At 56.6% G+C, this 17961-nt stretch carries 18 protein-coding genes; 14 read left to right on the top strand and 4 right to left on the bottom strand.

What is annotated here, in order from left to right; all coding sequences use genetic code 11:
* Nucleotides 1-26: 26 nt before the first annotated feature.
* Together GO007_RS03080 and mntR are read right to left on the bottom strand one after the other, a co-directional pair.
* A complete protein-coding gene (locus GO007_RS03080) occupies nucleotides 27-1139 on the bottom strand; it encodes an anion transporter (protein ID WP_095095403.1) in 1113 nt (370 codons plus the stop codon).
* Entirely contained in the window at nucleotides 1136-1609 is a 474-nt protein-coding gene (mntR, locus tag GO007_RS03075) for a manganese-binding transcriptional regulator MntR (RefSeq protein ID WP_095095400.1), read from the bottom strand. Before mntR ends, GO007_RS03080 begins: the two co-directional genes overlap by 4 nt.
* A 183-nt stretch (nucleotides 1610-1792) precedes the next feature.
* Between mntR and mntS the strand changes: the two genes are divergently transcribed.
* Both mntS and GO007_RS03065 read left to right on the top strand, forming a co-directional pair.
* A complete protein-coding gene (gene mntS, locus GO007_RS03070) occupies nucleotides 1793-1918 on the top strand; it encodes a manganase accumulation protein MntS (protein WP_095095397.1) in 126 nt (41 codons plus the stop codon).
* A 268-nt stretch (nucleotides 1919-2186) separates the two neighbouring features.
* Nucleotides 2187-3764, top strand: coding sequence for a phosphoethanolamine transferase (locus GO007_RS03065; RefSeq protein ID WP_095095394.1), 1578 nt, complete (start codon nucleotides 2187-2189; stop codon nucleotides 3762-3764).
* A 104-nt stretch (nucleotides 3765-3868) separates the two neighbouring features.
* Here GO007_RS03065 and ompX read toward each other — a convergent pair whose 3' ends face one another.
* Nucleotides 3869-4378 (bottom strand): outer membrane protein OmpX, encoded by a 510-nt coding sequence (ompX, locus tag GO007_RS03060; RefSeq protein WP_045854570.1) that lies wholly within the window; start codon nucleotides 4376-4378, stop codon nucleotides 3869-3871.
* A 353-nt stretch (nucleotides 4379-4731) separates the two neighbouring features.
* Here ompX and rhtA point away from each other — a divergent pair, with 353 nt between their 5' ends.
* From rhtA to ybiO, 6 genes are all read left to right on the top strand, one after another.
* Entirely contained in the window at nucleotides 4732-5619 is an 888-nt protein-coding gene (gene rhtA / locus GO007_RS03055) for a threonine/homoserine exporter RhtA (RefSeq protein ID WP_095095391.1), read from the top strand.
* 244 nt (nucleotides 5620-5863) lie between these two features.
* A complete protein-coding gene (dps, locus tag GO007_RS03050; protein ID WP_095095388.1) occupies nucleotides 5864-6367 on the top strand; it encodes a DNA starvation/stationary phase protection protein Dps in 504 nt (167 codons plus the stop codon).
* Nucleotides 6368-6769: 402 nt separating this feature from the next.
* The gene (gene glnH, locus GO007_RS03045) at nucleotides 6770-7516 is read left to right on the top strand and encodes a glutamine ABC transporter substrate-binding protein GlnH (RefSeq protein WP_095095384.1); all 747 of its coding nucleotides are present in this window, start codon (nucleotides 6770-6772) and stop codon (nucleotides 7514-7516) included.
* A gap of 168 nt (nucleotides 7517-7684) precedes the next feature.
* Complete coding sequence (gene glnP, locus GO007_RS03040) at nucleotides 7685-8344, top strand: glutamine ABC transporter permease GlnP (RefSeq protein WP_095095381.1); 660 nt, start codon at nucleotides 7685-7687, stop codon at nucleotides 8342-8344.
* Nucleotides 8341-9063, top strand: coding sequence for a glutamine ABC transporter ATP-binding protein GlnQ (glnQ, locus tag GO007_RS03035; protein ID WP_045854565.1), 723 nt, complete (start codon nucleotides 8341-8343; stop codon nucleotides 9061-9063). The genes glnP and glnQ overlap by 4 nt, the downstream gene beginning before the upstream one ends.
* 109 nt (nucleotides 9064-9172) lie before the next feature.
* Nucleotides 9173-11389, top strand: a complete 2217-nt coding sequence (gene ybiO, locus GO007_RS03030) for a mechanosensitive channel protein (protein WP_095097994.1) — start codon at nucleotides 9173-9175, stop codon at nucleotides 11387-11389.
* Between the two features lie 58 nt (nucleotides 11390-11447).
* Here ybiO and rlmF read toward each other — a convergent pair whose 3' ends face one another.
* Nucleotides 11448-12362, bottom strand: coding sequence for a 23S rRNA (adenine(1618)-N(6))-methyltransferase RlmF (gene rlmF / locus GO007_RS03025; protein WP_095095378.1), 915 nt, complete (start codon nucleotides 12360-12362; stop codon nucleotides 11448-11450).
* Between the two features lie 95 nt (nucleotides 12363-12457).
* Between rlmF and GO007_RS03020 the strand changes: the two genes are divergently transcribed.
* From GO007_RS03020 to ybiJ, 6 genes are all read left to right on the top strand, one after another.
* Nucleotides 12458-13072 carry a flavin reductase family protein gene (locus GO007_RS03020; RefSeq protein ID WP_095095371.1) on the top strand — a complete coding sequence of 205 codons (615 nt, stop codon included), beginning with the start codon at nucleotides 12458-12460 and terminating at the stop codon, nucleotides 13070-13072.
* 167 nt (nucleotides 13073-13239) lie between these two features.
* Nucleotides 13240-13503, top strand: coding sequence for a YdgH/BhsA/McbA family protein (locus tag GO007_RS03015; RefSeq protein ID WP_095095352.1), 264 nt, complete (start codon nucleotides 13240-13242; stop codon nucleotides 13501-13503).
* A 289-nt stretch (nucleotides 13504-13792) separates the two neighbouring features.
* Complete coding sequence (locus GO007_RS03010; protein ID WP_095095349.1) at nucleotides 13793-16081, top strand: catecholate siderophore receptor Fiu; 2289 nt, start codon at nucleotides 13793-13795, stop codon at nucleotides 16079-16081.
* 45 nt (nucleotides 16082-16126) lie between these two features.
* Nucleotides 16127-16804 (top strand): PKHD-type hydroxylase YbiX, encoded by a 678-nt coding sequence (gene ybiX, locus GO007_RS03005; RefSeq protein ID WP_095095346.1) that lies wholly within the window; start codon nucleotides 16127-16129, stop codon nucleotides 16802-16804.
* A 193-nt stretch (nucleotides 16805-16997) separates the two neighbouring features.
* A complete protein-coding gene (locus GO007_RS03000) occupies nucleotides 16998-17264 on the top strand; it encodes a DksA/TraR family C4-type zinc finger protein (RefSeq protein WP_095095343.1) in 267 nt (88 codons plus the stop codon).
* Between the two features lie 285 nt (nucleotides 17265-17549).
* On the top strand, nucleotides 17550-17810 hold the full coding sequence (gene ybiJ, locus GO007_RS02995) for a DUF1471 family protein YbiJ (protein ID WP_095095340.1): 261 nt from the start codon (nucleotides 17550-17552) through the stop codon (nucleotides 17808-17810).
* Nucleotides 17811-17961 lie beyond the last annotated feature (151 nt).

Genomic DNA, 17961 nt, shown 5'->3' with positions numbered 1-17961 from the left:
CCGTTTCTTGCCCAATCCTCTAAATATCAGAACCCGTAGCGCAGCATGGCATAACCCAGCAGCGCCGCCCACAGCAGCATCGGCAGAGAGTAAAGATGAAAGCGCCACCAGATCCGCCGATCCGCCGCCATGCGCAGGGCAATCAGGTTGGCCAGCGAGCCGGGAAGCAGGCCAAAGCCGCCGACGTTAACCGCCCAGGCCAGCAGCGTTGACGGGGGGACGTAGTTGAGCAGCAGAATGGTTGCCGGGACGTTGCTGATGAACTGCGACAGGCCGATCGCCGTCAGCCACAGGCCGCCGGGGGAGAGCTGGCCGACGCCGCTCAGCAGCTGATGCAGCGCCGGCAGCTGGATCAGCAGGTGAACATCAATAAACATCACCATAAAGACCAGCAGCAAGGACCAGTCAACGTTGATAATCACCGCGCGCGCCAGCAGCAAGAAGCCGATGACGATCAGCGCGAGCCCCCAAAGCTCCTGCTTCATCTCTAACGCCGTGAGGAAAATCAGATAAAACGCCAGACAGCTCCAGACCAGCTTCGGCCGCCAGGAGGGCGCCCGTTCGCCGCTTTGATAAGTGAGGCGTACGGCGGAAAAACAGCACCAGCACAGCGCCAGCAGCGTTATCATCATCGCCGCCGCCAGCGGCAGCATCTGGCCAATAAACGCCGGGAAACTGAGGCCTGAACGCCCCCAAAGCAGAATATTTTGCGGATTGCCGATCGGCGTCAGCAGCGAGCCGGCGTTGACCGCCAGCGCTTCGAAAATGATCAGCCGGTTAACCGGAATGGCGCACCATTTTTTTAACGTCAGGGTTAACGGAACGACGATAAAAAGCGCCACATCGTTGGTTAAGAAGGTGGAAAGCAGCGCCGCGGCCAGCACCATAAAGATGGCCAGCTGCCGTTCGGTCACAAACCGCCGCGCCATTTTCCGGCCCAGCACGTCAAAATAGCCGCTCAGTTCGACCCCTTTGGTCAGCAGCATCAGCCCGCTTAGGGTAATAATCGTCTGCCAGTCGATAGCCTGAGGCCAGCTGGCAGGGGCAAAGGGCACAAAAATGCTTAATACGCCGGCAATAATCAGCAGTAAATGCAAAAAGCGGTCACCCGCCAGCGACTGAACAAGGGGCAGGTTCATTTTCCCTGCTGCCCGTATTTGAGCGTAAACTGGCTAAAGGCCTCCAGCGTCTCCTGGCTCACGTGATGCTCCATCCCTTCGGCATCGCGACGGGCTATCTCCGGGCTGACGCCGATAACCAGCAGGAAGTTTTCCACAATCTGATGACGTTCGCGGCTCTCGTGCGCCAGCTTCTCGCCTTCCGGCGTTAAAAAGACGCCGCGCCACGGGATCTGCTCAATCAATCCGACGCTGGCCAGGCGCTTGAGCATTTTAGCGACCGTCGGCTGCGAGACGCCCAGGCGCGCGGCCATATCGACCTGCCGCGCTTCACCCACCTCGCGGATCAGGTCGGAAATCAGCTCAACGTAGTCGTCAATCAGCTCGCGACGATGCGCCTCACGCACCTGACGAAACCCCTCAACGTGCTCTTCAACATTCACTAGCTGCGTCACTTTTTTTGTTATTTGTTTGCCTGCGCGACGGTTCATTGTGCTTCCTCAAATACGTGTGACGCAGCAAGCGTCATCTCAAAGAGGGCCATTGTAAATGATTGGGCCCGTAGCACAAAAAATTAACTTTTTAGCCATAGCTATAAAATATAGCCTGTGCTATATCTGTATGTAATGCAAACATCCTTCAAGGAGCGAAGGGCGAAATCACAGGAGGTTACGATGAACGAACTCAAGAGGTGCTTACAGGTGTTTACCCACTCCCCATTTAAAGTACGCTTAATGCTACTCGGCATGCTGTGCGATCTGCTTAACGGCAAAAAAGAGCAGGACAAACCGGGCAACTAACGCGGCGTCGCGGTACGCCGCTTCATTTTTCGGTCATAATTCCTCGTCATACTGGCCCGTTTGCCCTCCTTTCCCGGACTTTTTTCAAGTTTTGTAAGCTTTCTCCCAAAACAATCTGTTATGGCTAGTTGACCTTAGCATTTGCAAGCCCTATCTTTTGTCAGCCCTGCCACTACTGCGGCTCGCAGAGACCCTCTTCCGGCACTGTCCAGCAGGTTTTACCCCTTGATGCCAGGGGATGCACATGGCGTCTTTTTGATTGTTAACTATGAATCTCACCCTGAAAGAAACGCTGGTCGCTCGTGGACTGGTCCTGAACCCGTGGACCGGATTCTACTTTTTACAGTCCCTGCTGATTAACCTGGCCCTTGGCTATGATTTTAGCCTGCTCTATGCCGTCGCCTTTACATGCGTGCTACATCTGCTGTGGCGCAGCTTCCCGCGCGCGCAGAAAGTGGTGGTCGGCGGCTACTCGCTGCTTGCCGCGCTCTATTATCCGTTTGGTCAGGCATACGGCGCGCCCAATTTCAATACCCTGCTGGCGCTGCACGCCACCAACGTTGAAGAATCCACCGAAATTTTGACCATCTTCCCGTGGTACAGCTATCTGCTGGCGGTGTTTATTTTCGCGCTGGGCGTGATTGCCGTGCGTCGCAAGCCGGAAGAACCGAGGCGCTGGAGCAAAATGGAGAGCCTGGGCCTGCTGTTCAGCATCGGCATTTTCTTCCTGCAGCCGGTGCAGAATCTGGCGTGGGGCGGCGTCTTCAAAGTGATTGATACCGGCTATCCGGCCCTGCGCTTCGTCAAAGACGTGGTGGTCAATAACAATGAGGTGCTGGATGAGCAGGCGCGCATGGCGCAGCTGGCGAATATGAAAGATAGCTGGCACGTCGTGGCGGTGAAGCCCAAATATCATCTTTACGTGGTGGTTATTGGTGAAAGCGCGCGCCGCGACGCGCTCGGCGCCTTCGGCGGCCACTGGGACAACACCCCTTTCGCCAGTTCGGTGAACGGCTATCTGTTCAATGACTACATTGCGGCCAGCGGTTCAACGCAAAAGTCGCTGGGCCTGACGCTTAACCGGGTGGTCGACGGCAAGCCGCAGTACCAGGACAACTTCGTCACGCTGGCCAACCGCGCGGGCTTCCAGACCTGGTGGTTCTCGAATCAGGGGCAAATCGGCGAGTACGATACGGCGATTGCCAGTATTGCCAAACGCGCCGACGAAGTGCAGTTCCTCAAAAACGGCGATTTTGAGGCCAATAAAAATACCCAGGATGAGCAGCTGCTGAAGCTAACCGAGCAGGTCCTTTCGACCCAGCGTACTCAGCCGCAGCTGATCGTCCTGCATTTGATGGGCTCGCACCCTCAGGCCTGTGACCGCACCAAAGGAAAATATACCGTCTTTGTGCAATCAAAAGAGACCTCCTGCTATCTCTACAGCATGACGCAAACCGATGCGCTGCTGGGCAAACTGTATAGCCAGCTGCAGAACTCCGGCGATAGCTTCTCAATGACCTATTTCTCCGATCACGGCCTCGCCTTTAAAGAGCGCGGCAAAGCGGTTCAGTATCTGGCGCACGACGATAAGTTCCAGCAAAACTTCCAGGTACCGTTCATGGTGCTGTCCAGCGATGATAAAGCGCACAAGGTTATCAAAGCGCGCCGCTCGGCCAACGATTTCCTCAGCTTCTTCTCACAGTGGACCGGGATCAGCGCCGAGGAAATAAAGCCGCGCTATCGCTTTATCTCTGAGCAAAAGGCCGGGCCGGTTTTCATCACCAACTTCCAGCTGCAGAAAGTGGACTATACCCATCTGGGCAGCGACCTGTTCACCACCCAGTAGGCCGCCTCATTCGCCATCGGGAAGCTGATGGCGACGGGTTTTGCCGAATGACAGGCAAAAAAAATCCGCCCCTGTGAGGCGGATTTTTTATATCACCGAAGTGATTAGAAGCGGTAACCAACGCCCGCGATCCAGGTACCAACGTCAACGTTACGAATGCGAGACTGCTCGTAAGAGAAGTCCAGAGCAACGTTTTCGATCGGGTTGAACTGCAGACCAGCGCCGTAGGAGAAACCGTAGTCGCTCATGTCAGCTTTGTTCGGGTAGCTGTTGTCCTGGAATTTACCGTAGCCAACGCCCACTACGCCGTAGATGCTTGCCCAGTCGTTGAGACGGTAAGCCGGACCAGCGGTGATGCCGTAGTACTGGCCTTTTTCGTATACGCCAGATTCGGTACGATCTTTTTCAGTGTAAGTGAAGGAACCGATAACACCCAGCGGGCTATTGTCTTGCTCGTAACGGTACTTCAGGTTGAAACCGCCTGCTTTATTCGCTTCGCCCTGCATGTCGCTCTGAGCATAACCACCGGTAACGGTAGAAGTTGCAGCGAAAGCGGTACCTACGGATGCAGCCAGTACAACAGCTAGTGCTGAAAAACGTGCAATTTTATTCATAACCACCTCAAATGTGTTTCTAATAAGTCCTAAGTCTTAAATATATCAAAAACTTTCGGGAAACTCTTTTCACTTTACAGTGTCTAACATACTTTTTCATGTAACCAAAAGTTTCCACAAAACTATAACAAACTGGAAAACAACCGGTTTTAACGAATACCATCATATTAATGCCCGCCGATCGCCGGACAAGCATCCAGACTATTCCTAATCGCCAGATGAGTATTTCAGCGCCTCTCTCCCAATTGTACTCCCCTCTGCGGGGATTTTTTCAACAATAGCTCAACTGCCGTTGGCTAATTCATTTACACTGGATCCTTTACCGCGTTTGACAAATTTTGACAGGAGAAAGGATGCCCGGCTCGTCCCGTAAGGTCCCGGCATGGTTGCCGACAGCAGTTATTTTAATCGCCATGATCTCTATTCAGAGCGGGGCATCGCTGGCGAAATCACTCTTCCCGTTAGTCGGCGCGCCCGGCGTGACAGCCCTGCGCCTGGCGCTAGGCACCTTGATTCTGGTGGTCATTTTCAAACCCTGGCGGCTGCGCTTTGCCCCCGAACAGCGCCTGCCGCTGCTCTTCTACGGCCTCTCGCTGGGGGCGATGAACTATCTGTTTTATTTATCCATTCAGCGCATACCGCTGGGCATTGCGGTAGCCCTGGAGTTTACCGGCCCGCTGGCGGTGGCCCTGTTTGGCTCGCGGCGTCCGCTCGACTTTGTATGGGTGGTGCTTGCGGTGCTGGGGCTATGGTATCTCCTGCCGCTGGGGCAAGACGTGTCGCAGGTGGATCTCACCGGCGCGCTGCTGGCGCTGGGCGCCGGGGCCTGCTGGGCGGTCTACATTCTCACCGGCCAGCGCGCGGGCGAAGAGCACGGCCCGGCAACGGTGGCGATGGGCTCGCTGATTGCCGCGGTGATTTTTGTGCCGCTGGGTATGCTGCAGGCAACGGATACGCTGTTCCAGTGGTCGCTGCTGCCGCTGGGGCTGGGGATCGCCGTGCTCTCCACCGCGCTGCCCTATTCGCTGGAAATGATCGCCCTCACCCGCATGCCGACGAAAACATTTGGCACTCTGATGAGCATGGAGCCCGCCCTTGCCGCGCTGTCGGGAATGGTGTTCCTTGGCGAGACGCTGACCTTCACGCAGACGCTGGCGCTGGGGGCAATAATTCTCGCCTCGATGGGGTCGACGCTGACGATGAGGCGGGAAACGAAGCTGAAAAAAGTGGATATTGGCTAAATTGTCAGACAGTTCTGCATCGCCGTCGCGCCGTGCAGAACTGGCCTAAAACGCCTACAAGCATTTGATTTAAATTACCTTATAAATTATCAACAAGCCTGCGCTATCAAACCGATAGAGACTACCGACACCGCCTTCTGCGGATCCGTTGCTATACTTGTCCCCATGAGTTACCGGGGACAAGCGCTCCATATAATTCGAATTTGATGTATGACGAGTATAAATATCAAGAGGATATGAAACTATGAGTACCGCAAAACTGGTTAAAACTAAAGCGTCTAACCTGCTCTATACCCGCAACGATGTGACCGACAGCGAGAAGAAAGCCACCGTAGAGCTGCTCAATCGTCAGGTTATCCAGTTCATCGACCTGTCGCTGATTACCAAACAGGCTCACTGGAATATGCGCGGTGCCAACTTTATTGCCGTCCATGAAATGCTGGATGGCTTCCGCACGGCGCTGACCGAACACCTCGATACGATGGCCGAACGTGCCGTACAGCTCGGCGGCGTTGCGCTGGGCACCACTCAGGTTATCAACAGCAAAACTCCGCTGAAAAGCTATCCGCTGGACATCCATAGCGTCCAGGACCACCTGAAAGAGCTGGCCGACCGCTACGCGATTGTCGCCAACGACGTGCGCAAAGCGATTAGTGAGGCAAAAGACGAAGATACTGCCGATATCTTCACCGCCGCTTCTCGCGATCTGGATAAATTCCTGTGGTTTATCGAATCTAATATCGAATAATCGGCAAACCGACTGCCGTCAGCCCCGCTGGCGGCACTGCCTCTTTCCCCTCGCCTTTCCCACTTTTTTCTCACCCACGCTTACACGCACCACTTTAGTGCACCACAATGTACAAAATGCGTACTAAAGTAAATCAAATGTAATAATCACCTCACACAATCGTTACAGCAAGATTGTTTTCCCATCGGTGTTTGCGTTAAAAATGCTCTTGTTATTCGGCATATTTATGACGCACCAAAATGACGCCCCGTCGTGGTGCAGATTCCGTTTGCCAGACCCGAAAGCGTGCAACAGGATCGACTCTGGTTGTTATAAAACAACAAGTTGTAAAACTGGCACGATTTTTTCATAGGGTTACTCGTTCTCGCAGGGGATCGTCCCGTGGATAAAAAAGGAAATGCTATGAAGTCTGTATTAAAAGTTTCACTGGCTGCACTGACCCTGGCTTTTGCGGTTTCTTCCCAGGCCGCTGAAAAACAACTGATTGTTGCGACCGATACGGCGTTTGTTCCGTTTGAATTTAAGCAAGGCGATAAGTACGTTGGCTTCGATGTCGACCTGTGGGCCGCCATCGCCAAAGAGCTGAAACTGGACTATACCCTGAAGCCAATGGATTTCAGCGGCATCATCCCGGCGCTGCAAACTAAAAACATCGACCTCGCGCTGGCGGGTATTACCATTACTGAAGAGCGTAAAAAAGCGATCGAATTCTCCGATGGCTACTATAAAAGCGGCCTGCTGGTGATGGTGAAAGCGAACAACAACGATATCAAAGACGTGAAGGATCTGAACGGTAAAGTGGTCGCGGTTAAAGGCGGCACCGGCTCCGTTGACTACGCCAAGGCCAACATCAAAACCAAAGACCTGCGCCAGTTCCCGAACATTGATAACGCCTATATGGAGCTGGGTACCGGCCGCGCCGATGCCGTGCTGCACGATACGCCAAACATCCTGTACTTCATCAAAACCGCCGGCCACGGCCAGTTCAAAGCGGTAGGTGAATCGCTGGAAGCGCAGAACTACGGTATCGCGTTCCCGAAAGGCAGCGACGAACTGCGTGAAAAAGTGAACGGAGCGCTGAAAACCCTGCGTGAAAACGGCACTTACAACGAAATTTATAAAAAATGGTTCGGTACTGAGCCAAAATAATAATCAGAGCCCGTATCCGCACGGATATATCTCTTACAGGCCTGCTGAGGTCTGGTAGCCCGGCACCGGCGCTTGCGCCCTCTGCCGGGAATCACCTCGCAGCAGGCCTGAGTCATTTTTTCTCAGAGGGCCATCCTCTGTTTTTCGACACGGTAACAGGAACGAATTATGCAGTTTGACTGGAGTGCCATCTGGCCCGCCATTCCGATTTTGCTGGAAGGCGCCAAAATGACGCTGTGGATCTCGGTCCTCGGCCTGGCTGGCGGTCTGATAATCGGCCTCGTCGCCGGTTTCGCCCGCTGCTTTGGCGGCTGGATAGCGAACCACATCGCGCTGGTCTTTATTGAAATTATTCGCGGCACCCCAATCGTGGTGCAGGTCATGTTTATCTACTTCGCCCTGCCGATGGCGTTTAATGATTTGCGCATCGATCCGTTCTCCGCCGCGGTGGTGACGATCATGATCAACTCCGGCGCCTACATCGCGGAAATTACCCGCGGCGCGGTGCTCTCTATCCACAAGGGCTTTCGCGAAGCCGGCCTGGCGCTCGGCCTGTCCCGAGGCGAAACGATTCGCCACGTGATCCTGCCGCTGGCGCTGCGCCGTATGCTGCCGCCGCTGGGCAACCAGTGGATCATCAGCATCAAAGACACCTCGCTCTTTATCGTCATCGGCGTTGCCGAACTGACCCGCCAGGGACAGGAGATTATTGCCGGTAACTTCCGCGCGCTGGAGATCTGGAGCGCCGTTGCCGTTATTTATCTGATTATCACCCTGGTCCTGAGCTTTATTCTGCGCCGTCTTGAAAGAAGGATGAAAATCCTGTGATTGAATTTAAAAACGTTTCCAAGCACTTTGGCCCAACCAAGGTGCTGCATGATATCGATCTGAAGATTAACAAAGGTGAAGTCGTGGTGATTATCGGGCCTTCCGGCTCAGGTAAATCAACCCTGCTGCGCTGCATCAACAAGCTGGAAGAGATAACCAGCGGCGAGCTGATTGTCGACGGCCTGAAGGTCAACGATCCGAAGGTAGACGATCGCCTGATCCGCCAGGAAGCCGGCATGGTGTTCCAGCAGTTCTATCTCTTCCCGCACCTGACGGCGCTGGAGAACGTGATGTTCGGGCCGCTGCGCGTGCGCGGCGCGAAGAAAGAGGCGGCCGAGAAGCTGGCGAAAGATCTGCTGGAAAAAGTGGGGCTGGCTGAACGGGCGCACCACTATCCTTCAGAGCTCTCCGGCGGCCAGCAGCAGCGTGTGGCCATCGCCCGCGCGCTGGCGGTGAAGCCGAAAATGATGCTGTTCGATGAGCCCACCTCCGCGCTGGATCCGGAGCTGCGTCATGAAGTGCTGAAGGTAATGCAGGACCTGGCAGAGGAAGGGATGACGATGGTTATCGTTACCCACGAAATCGGCTTCGCCGAAAAAGTGGCCTCCCGCCTGATCTTCATTGATAAAGGTCGTATTGCGGAAGATGGCGATCCGCAGGTTCTGGTTAAGAACCCGCCGAGCCCGCGCCTGCGCGAATTCCTGCAGCACGTTGCCTGATAGCCAACGGCTCCCCCGGCGCGGGGAGCCGCTTTCCAGATTCATCCCACCCCCTCCCTCCTGACATCGTCTTCTATACTTACTGGTTTGAGACGCAATGGAGGTGCTCGTGCCGTGGATCCTGTTACTGCTTGCCGCGCTATTTACCGCCCCGCTTTCCGCCGCAGGCCTGGCCGGCGTCCCGACCGCTACCCCGCAGCAGTCCGGCAGCAATGAACCTGACCTTGAGAAGAAAAAGGCCGCTTACGCGGCGCTGGCCGATGTGCTGGATAACGACGCCGCCCGTCAGGAGCTCATCGACCAGCTGCGCACCGCCGCCGCCACGCCGCCGCCGGCCAGCGCGCCAACGCTCACGCCGCCGAAAGAGGAAGATCAGCCGACGGTGCTGGAAAACGTTACCCACATCAGCCGTGAATACGGCGAGCGCTTCTCGTCGCGTTTCTCGCAGCTGTGGCGCAATATCACCGGCGCGCCGCATAAGCCTTTCCATGCCGATACCTTTCGCCACGCCGCGAGCACCTTCCTGCTGCTGGCGGCGCTGGTCTTTACCTTCTGGTGGCTGGTGCGGCTGGCCGCGCTGCCGCTGTATCGCAAAATGGGCCAATGGGGACGGCATAAAAACCACGATCGCAGCAACTGGCTGCAGCTGCCGGCCACGATTGCCGGCGCCTTTATTTTCGATCTGATCCTGCTGGCGCTCACGCTGTTCGTTGGCCAGCTCCTCAGCGACAGGCTGAACGGAGGCAACCGCACCATCGCCTTCCAGCAAAGCCTGTTTCTGAACGCCTTCGCGCTGATCGAGTTCTTCAAAGCCATTCTACGGCTGATCTTCTGCCCACGGGTGGCGGAGCTGCGGCCGTTTAACCTCAGCGACGACAGTGCGAAATACTGGAACCTACGCCTGAGCGCGCTCAGCAGCCTGATTGGCTACGGCCTGATCGTCGCCGTGCCGATTATCTCCAACCAGGTCAACGTCCAGGTCGGCGCGCTGGCCAACGTGACTATTATGCTGTGCATCACCCTGTGGGCGCTGTATCTGATTTTTCATAACAAGCACGTGATTACCGAAGGGCTGATTCATCTGGCGGATCGCTCGCTGGCCTTCTTCAGCCTGTTTATCCGCGCCTTCGCGCTGGTGTGGCACTGGCTGGCCTGCGCCTATTTCATCGTGCTGTTTTTCTTCTCGCTTTTCGATCCCGGCAACAGCCTGAAGTTTATGATGGGCGCCACGGTGCGCAGCCTGGCGATCGTCGGCGCCGCGGCGCTGATCTCCGGCATTCTGTCGCGCTGGATAGCCAAAACCATCACCCTGTCGCCGCAAACCCAGCGCAGCTACCCTGAGCTGCAGAAACGGCTCAACGGCTGGATCTCCGTGGCGCTGAAGGTGGCGCGCATTCTAGTGGTCGCCGTCGCCATTATGCTGCTGCTCAGCGCCTGGGGGCTGTTCGACTTCTGGAACTGGATGCATAACGGCGCCGGGCAGAAGGCGGTGGATGTCATGATCCGCATCGCGCTCATCCTGTTCTTTTCCGCCATCGGCTGGACGCTGCTCGCCAGCCTGATAGAAAACCGCCTCGCCTCGGATATTCACGGCCGTCCGCTGCCGGGCGCCCGGGCGAGAACGCTGCTGACGCTGTTTCGCAACGCGCTGGCGGTGATCATCAGTACCATCACCGTGATGATCCTGCTCTCCGAAGTGGGGGTGAATATCGCCCCGCTGCTGGCGGGCGCGGGGGCGCTGGGGCTGGCTATCTCTTTCGGCGCGCAAACGCTGGTGAAAGATATTATCACCGGCATTTTTATCCAGTTTGAAAACGGGATGAACACCGGCGATCTGGTGACGATCGGGCCGTTAACCGGCACGGTGGAACGGATGTCGATTCGCTCGGTCGGGGTGCGCCAGGATACCGGCGCCTACCATATTATTCCGTGGTCTTCGATCACCACTTTCGCCAACTTCGTGCGCGGAATAGGCTCGGTGGTGGCTAACTATGATGTCGATCGTCAGGAGGATCTGGATAAGGCCAACCAGGCGCTGAAGGATGCGGTTGCGGACGTAATGGCCCAGGAGGAGGTCCGCGGGCTGGTGATTGGCGAGCCGTCGTTTGCCGGGCTTGTCGGTCTGAGCAATACCGCCTTTACCCTACGGGTGACGTTTACCACGCTGCCGCTGAAGCAGTGGACGGTACGTTTTGCGCTGGATACGCAGGTCAAAAGGCATTTCGACCTTGCCGGCGTGCGCGCCCCGGTGCAAACCTACCAGGTGCTGCCGATGACGCCCTCCGTCGCCGCCGGGCCGCCGGCCCCCGCGGAGCCAACGCTATAGCGCCCCGGCTGCACGGAGCAGACCGGGGCGCTAAGAAGAAACGCGGCCGCCGAACGGCTTAAAACGCGCGTCGGCGCTTTGCTTCATCCATAAATGTCCAGGCGATAAAGCGGCTCTGCTTCTGCCCCTGCGCCATCTCTTTTTTCACCACCTTCACCGCGCCGACTTCGGTCAGGGCACGATACAGCGGCGGCAGATTATCGCCGCGAGAAACCAGCGACGTAAACCATTTCACCTGACGGCCAAACTGCTGGCTCTCCTGGATCATCCGGGTGATGAAAGCCACCTCTCCGCCTTCACACCACAGCTCCTGCTGCTGGCCGCCGAAGTTCATCACGCTATCGGCGCCCAGGCCCAGGTTACGCCGTTTGCGCTCGCCGCCCGCCTGCGCGCTGGCGGCGGAATCGTGGAACGGCGGGTTGCATAGCGTCGCGTCAAAGCATTCGTTTTTATGAATCACGCCGGCAAAAATCGCCGTGGCGTCTTTTTGACGACGCAGGCGAATCTGGCGGCTCATTCCCGGGTTGCCGGCGATAATGGCCTGGGCGCTGGAGAGCGCTTCCTGGCTGATTTCACTGCCGGTAAAGCGCCAGCCATACTCATGCACGCCGATCAGCGGGTAGATACAGTTTGCGCCGGTGCCCACATCGAGAATGCTCGCATTCTCAGGAATAGTGCCGGTACCCAGCGCCAGCAGATCGGCGAGGTGGTGGATATAATCCGCCCTTCCCGGCACCGGCGGACACAGGAAGCCATCCGGAATATCCCAGTGTTTCACCGCGTAAAAGTGCGCCAGCAGCGCCTTATTCAGCGCCTTCACCGCGAGCGGGTTGGCAAAGTCAACGGTCTGCTCGCCCAGCGGATTCAGGGTGATAAAGCCCTGTAGCTCGGGGTGAGCCAGGCATAGCGCGGGCAAATCATAGCGTTGATGATGACGGTTACGCGGGTGTAACCCCGGTTTCTGGGCTTTCATGGCAATCTCCTTTGAACAGCCGCGTAAGATACCCGTTGACGGCGGCGCGGTAAATAAGGGAGTCTGGATATCTCCTCTTCCGTTACGGGTATTCTATGTATTTCTATCAACCTTCACAGGGACACGGTCTGCCGCACGACCCGCTTAACGCTATTATCGGGCCGCGTCCTATCGGCTGGATCGCCTCGCTGGATGCGGCAGGACAGCGCAATCTCGCGCCCTACAGTTTCTTTAACTGCTTCAACTACCGGCCACCGATTATCGGCTTTGCCAGCAGCGGTTGGAAGGATAGCGTACAGAATATTGTCGAAACTAAAGAATTTGTCTGGAACCTGGCAACCCGCCCGCTGGCCGAAGCCATGAACGAGACCTCTGCCAGCCTCCCGCGCCACGAAGATGAATTCATCCGCGCCGGGCTGACCGCCGCCGCCAGCCGGATCGTCGCCGCCCCGCGGGTAGCGGAAAGCCCGGTGAACTTTGAGTGTCGGCTCTCGCAGTGCGTCCGCTTAACGACCGCCGATGGCACCCCCGTCGACAGCTGGCTGGTACTTGGCGAAGTTGTTGCGGTCCATATCGACGAGTCGCTGCTGGAAGAGGGGGTCTATCAGACCGCCAAAGCCCAGCCGATCCTGCGTGCCGGTGGCCCGAGCGCCTACTACGGTATTGATGAAAGCCAGCGTTTTGATCTGATCCGCCCCGACGCCCGCTAGCGCCATCTCAGCGCTGGCTCGCCGTTCGTTCGCCACGACGTTATTCGCGCCGGCGAGCGGCGTTTGCGCAAAAAAATCGTTGTTTAGCTTCAATTTTTTATCCTGAATATCCTCCGGCAAAGGCCTAAACTTAGAGTATGTCCCATGCCGTTAATGAGGATATGCTCATGAGAAAATCTCTGCTGCTATTCGCGACTATCGCGCTTGCCGCCGCCTCTTTTACCGCGCAGGCCGCAGCTCCCCTCTCCGCTCCCGCCGACCTCGGCCCGCTGCGGCCTTCAGGCACCGTCTCCGCCTCTGGCGCCAGCAATCTCGACGATCTGCAGGCACAGCTGGCGCAAAAAGCGCATCAGCAGGGGGCGATAGCCTGGCGTATCAACTCTGCCGGCGGCACAAACAGGATGTCGGGGACCGCCATCATCTATAAATAGCGCGCCGGCCGCTCGGGTCGGAAGCGGAGTTCCAACCGCCTTCGCCCACGTTCGCGCCGTTCTCTGCTGACAAAATCGGTTTATGTAGAAAAAATGCAGCTAATGTAAATAAATGTATTTATTTTTTTATAAATGAGTGATAGAAAATCTGCCGTTGTTTGATAATGCTTATCACAATCATTATCAAAAGCATTGTTGTTGTAACAAACACCTGCAGTGGTCGGGGGCACGGCATCGCTTTGCCTGCGGTCTTAATGGCTCAAATTAAAACTATAAGTTGCTCATTGAAATGGATAAAAAACATAATTTACCGTTCAGCAGTTTTGGCTCGCTGACGATCTTTACCGGCCTGTGTCTGAGCCTGTCGCCGACAGGCCAGGTGCTGGCAGCGGATGGCACTGAAAAAAATGGCGGCGAAACGCTGGTGGTAGAGGCGCAGGCGCCCTCGCTGTATGCCCCAACCCAATCCGCCGATCCCAAGTTTTCCCGACCGCTGGTCGATACGACCCGTACGGTAACGGTGGTTTCCGAACAGGTGATGAAAGATCAGGGCGTCACCAACCTTACCGATGCGTTGAAAAACGTGCCGGGCGTCGGGGCCTTTTATGCCGGTGAAAACGGCAGCTCATCTACCGGTGACTCCATCTATATGCGCGGTGCCGATACGTCAAACAGCATCTATATTGATGGCGTTCGCGATATCGGCAGCGTGACCCGCGACACCTTTAACACCGAACAGGTCGAAGTCATCAAGGGCCCATCGGGTTCTGACTACGGCCGCAGCGCGCCAACCGGCTCCATCAATATGATCAGCAAGCAGCCGCGCCTGGACTCCGGCATTGACGCCTCCGCCAGCGTCGGCAGCGCCTGGTTCCGCCGCGGCACGCTCGATATCAACCAGACGGTCGGCGAAACCAGCGCGGTGCGCCTGAACCTGATGGGCGAGAAAACCCATGATGCCGGCCGCGACAACGTTAAAAATGAGCGCTACGGGGTTGCGCCATCGGCCGCCTTCGGCCTCGGCACGGAGAACCGCCTGTATCTCAACTATCTCCACGTAACCCAGCACAACACTCCGGACGGCGGTATTCCTACCATCGGCCTGCCGGGATACTCCGCACCGAGCGCAGGTACCGCGGCCCTGAATCACTCCGGTAAAGTCGCGACCAGCAACTTCTACGGTACCGATTCGGATTACGACGATTCCACGACCGACACGGTGACCATGCGCTTCGAGCACGATCTGAGCGATACCACGACCATCCGCAACACCACCCGCTGGTCGCGCGTGAAGCAGGATTATTTACTCACCGCGGTGATGGGCGGCGCAACAAACATCACCCAGCCGAACCCGAACGATGTCGGCACCTGGAGCTGGTCACGCCTGGCTAACACCAAGGACGTCAGCAATAAAATTCTGACCAACCAGACCAACCTGACCTCAAAGTTCTATACCGGATCGATCGGTCATGACATCAGCGCCGGTTTCGAGCTGACCCGCGAAACTCAAACTAACTACGGGGTTTATCCCATCACGCCTCCGGCGGTGAATATCTACCACCCGAACAGCGCGATCTCCATCGGCGGCCTGGATCGCAGCGGCGCCAACGCCAACGGACAGACCGACACCTTCGGGGTCTATGCCTTTGATACCCTGCAGATTACCCGTGACTTTGAGATCAACGGCGGCATTCGTCTGGATAACTACCAGACTAAATACGACAGCGCGAGCCTGTGCGGCGGTAGCGGTCGTGGCGCGATTGCCTGTCCGGACGGCGTGGCGAAAAACTCGCCGGTGACCACCGTTGATACTTCAACCAGCGGCAACCTGGTTAACTGGAAGGCCGGCGCGCTGTATCATCTGACCGATAACGGCAACGTCTACGTCAACTACGCCATTTCTCAGCAGCCTCCGGGCGGCAGCAACTTCGCGCTGGCGCAGAGCGGAACGGGGAATAGCGCCAACCGCACCGATTTCCAGCCGCAGAAAGCGAAAACCAGCGAAGTGGGCACCAAGTGGGAGCTGATGGATAAGCGCCTGCTGCTGACGGCGGCCCTGTTCCGTACCGATATTGAAAACGAAGTCGAGCAAAACGACGACGGCACCTACTCCCAGTACGGCAAAAAGCGCGTCGAAGGCTACGAGCTGTCGCTGGCCGGTAACATCACCCCGGACTGGCAGGTCATCGGCGGATATACCCAGCAGCACGCCAGCATCAGAGAAGGCAAGAACGTCGCCCAGGACGGCACCAGCGCGCTGCCGTACACGCCTGAGCACGCCTTTACCGTCTGGAGCCAGTACCAGGCCACCGATGCTCTTGCCCTTGGCGCCGGCGCGCGCTATATCGGCAGTATGCACCGCGGCAGCGATGGCGCCGTCGGCACGCCGTCCTACACCGAAGGCTACTGGGTGGCAGATGCGAAGATCGGCTATCGCATTAACCGTAACCTCGATCTGCAGCTGAACGTCTATAACCTGTTTGATACCAACTATGTCGCCTCAATCAACAAGAGCGGCTACCGCTATCATCCGGGCGAACCGCGTACGTTCCTGCTGACCGCCAATATGCACTTCTAATCCGCAGCGGGGCGCTTGCGCCCCGTCTGTTCAGGAGAAATAACCATGATGTACCATATTCCCGCCGTCCTCAGCCCACAGGAAGTTGACTATTTTACCGGGCGGCTGCAGCAGGCCGAGTGGGTTGACGGACGCGCAACCACCGGCGATCAGGGCGCCCAGGTAAAAAATAATCAGCAGGTAGACACCCGCAGCGCGCTTTACGACGAACTGCAGGGCAAGGTGCTGGCGGCGCTCAACCGCAGCTCGCTGTTTTTCGCCGCCGCGCTGCCAAAAACCCTCTCCAGCCCTCTGTTCAACCGCTATCAGCAGAGCGAAACCTACGGTTTTCACGTTGACGGCGCGGTGCGCAGCCAGGCCCAGGGCGGCTGGATGCGCACCGACCTTTCCGCCACCCTGTTTCTTAGCACCCCGGACGACTATACCGGCGGCGAGCTGGTCATCAACGATACCTACGGCCAGCATGCGGTTAAACTCCCGGCGGGCGATCTGGTGCTCTACCCTTCAAGCAGCCTGCACTGCGTGACCCCGGTGACTCAGGGCGCGCGCGTCGCCTCCTTCCTGTGGGTCCAGTCGATGATCCGCGATGATAAACGGCGCGCGATGCTGTTCGAACTGGACGGCACTATCCAGGCGCTGAAGAGCCGCCACGGCGAGAGTGAAGAGGTCTTATCGCTGCTCAATCTGTACCATAACCTGCTGCGGGAATGGTCGGAGATCTAAGCCTTGTCTGGCCCTTTTTTGCCCCCATCTTATCTATACTCTTCTTAATTTCCGGCGGCCGTCGCGCTGATAAAGCGCGCTCACGCCGCGCCGCTTTCCACGATCCACGAGAACGCGGCTCCCGCCGCCTGGCGGCAGTTCGAACGTTTTAGACACTCGGTTAATTGATACAGCATCAGATGGGGGATATATCATGGCATCAGGCTGGGCAAATGATGACGCGGTGCAGCAGCAGATCGACAGCACGATTGACGATGCGGTGGCGCGGGCGCGAAGCGAGCTACCGGCCGGCGAGAGCCACAAATTTTGTGATGAATGCGGAGAGCCCATTCCGGAGGCCCGGCGCAAGGCGATCCCTGGGGTCAGGTTCTGCGTGAAATGCCAGCAGGATAAAGACTTACATAACAATACATTTTCAGGATATAATCGGCGTGGCTCCAAGGATAGCCAGCTACGTTGACCTTCCTTTACCGTTCATTACCACAGATCGCGTTATCTTTTCGCGCACGTTTTTTGGCGAATAAAGTAGCAAAATGTGCCCTGAAAGCCCGCAGAACCCCGCTGCAGAATCCGGCGCCCCGTTTCTTATAAATAATTTATTAATAATCAATAAATTAATAATCATTCAAAAAATTCGATGGAGACTGTTAATTTCCTTCGATTTTATATCTCGCAAAAAAACGTGATACTTATCACATCGACGGAACATCGTCACCTTAACAGAATAACCTGCGAGAGATTAACTATGAAAACCATCAAATATGCTGCCGCTGCTATCGCCCTGTCCGCTCTGTCCTTTGGCGCTTTCGCCGCTCAGTCGGTAACCCCGTCTCAGGCAGAAAGCATGAATAAAATCGGCGTCGTTTCTGCGGAAGGCGCAACGACTCTGGATGGCCTGGAAGCCAAACTGGCTGCTAAAGCGGATGCCGCTGGCGCGACTGGTTACAGCATCACCTCCGCTAACACCAACAACAAAGTTAGCGGTACCGCGGTTATCTATAAATAATCGCCGCCCGACCCTGTAATGCCACTGTATTACCCCTGAAATACCCTTTAATACCCTTGTTTTGCCCGTCCGTGCCACCGGACGGGCTTTTTTTTTGGGTTCTCGCAGGGTCGAGTGATGCATTCAGGCGGTGGTTTTGCGAAGCCTTATC

This window comes from Klebsiella sp. 10-1 (genome assembly GCF_009758445.1).
GTDB lineage: Bacteria > Pseudomonadota > Gammaproteobacteria > Enterobacterales > Enterobacteriaceae > Klebsiella > Klebsiella scottii.
The sequence above is the reverse complement of the archived record's forward strand: the minus strand, read 5'-3'. Positions and strand labels throughout refer to the sequence as shown.

Bases quoted from the DNA above. Each gene is read 5' to 3' on its own strand.
- mntR (WP_095095400.1), bottom strand. From the start codon at position 1,609: ATGAACCGTCGCGCAGGCAAACAAATAACAAAAAAAGTGACGCAGCTA.
- mntS (WP_095095397.1), top strand. From the start codon at position 1,793: ATGAACGAACTCAAGAGGTGCTTACAGGTGTTTACCCACTCCCCATTT.
- GO007_RS03065 (WP_095095394.1), top strand. From the start codon at position 2,187: ATGAATCTCACCCTGAAAGAAACGCTGGTCGCTCGTGGACTGGTCCTG.
- ompX (WP_045854570.1), bottom strand. From the start codon at position 4,378: ATGAATAAAATTGCACGTTTTTCAGCACTAGCTGTTGTACTGGCTGCA.
- GO007_RS03015 (WP_095095352.1), top strand. From the start codon at position 13,240: ATGAGAAAATCTCTGCTGCTATTCGCGACTATCGCGCTTGCCGCCGCC.
- dps (WP_095095388.1), top strand. From the start codon at position 5,864: ATGAGTACCGCAAAACTGGTTAAAACTAAAGCGTCTAACCTGCTCTAT.
- GO007_RS03010 (WP_095095349.1), top strand. From the start codon at position 13,793: ATGGATAAAAAACATAATTTACCGTTCAGCAGTTTTGGCTCGCTGACG.
- GO007_RS03020 (WP_095095371.1), top strand. From the start codon at position 12,458: ATGTATTTCTATCAACCTTCACAGGGACACGGTCTGCCGCACGACCCG.
- rhtA (WP_095095391.1), top strand. From the start codon at position 4,732: ATGCCCGGCTCGTCCCGTAAGGTCCCGGCATGGTTGCCGACAGCAGTT.
- GO007_RS03080 (WP_095095403.1), bottom strand. From the start codon at position 1,139: ATGAACCTGCCCCTTGTTCAGTCGCTGGCGGGTGACCGCTTTTTGCAT.
- ybiJ (WP_095095340.1), top strand. From the start codon at position 17,550: ATGAAAACCATCAAATATGCTGCCGCTGCTATCGCCCTGTCCGCTCTG.
- glnH (WP_095095384.1), top strand. From the start codon at position 6,770: ATGAAGTCTGTATTAAAAGTTTCACTGGCTGCACTGACCCTGGCTTTT.
- glnP (WP_095095381.1), top strand. From the start codon at position 7,685: ATGCAGTTTGACTGGAGTGCCATCTGGCCCGCCATTCCGATTTTGCTG.
- GO007_RS03000 (WP_095095343.1), top strand. From the start codon at position 16,998: ATGGCATCAGGCTGGGCAAATGATGACGCGGTGCAGCAGCAGATCGAC.
- ybiX (WP_095095346.1), top strand. From the start codon at position 16,127: ATGATGTACCATATTCCCGCCGTCCTCAGCCCACAGGAAGTTGACTAT.
- rlmF (WP_095095378.1), bottom strand. From the start codon at position 12,362: ATGAAAGCCCAGAAACCGGGGTTACACCCGCGTAACCGTCATCATCAA.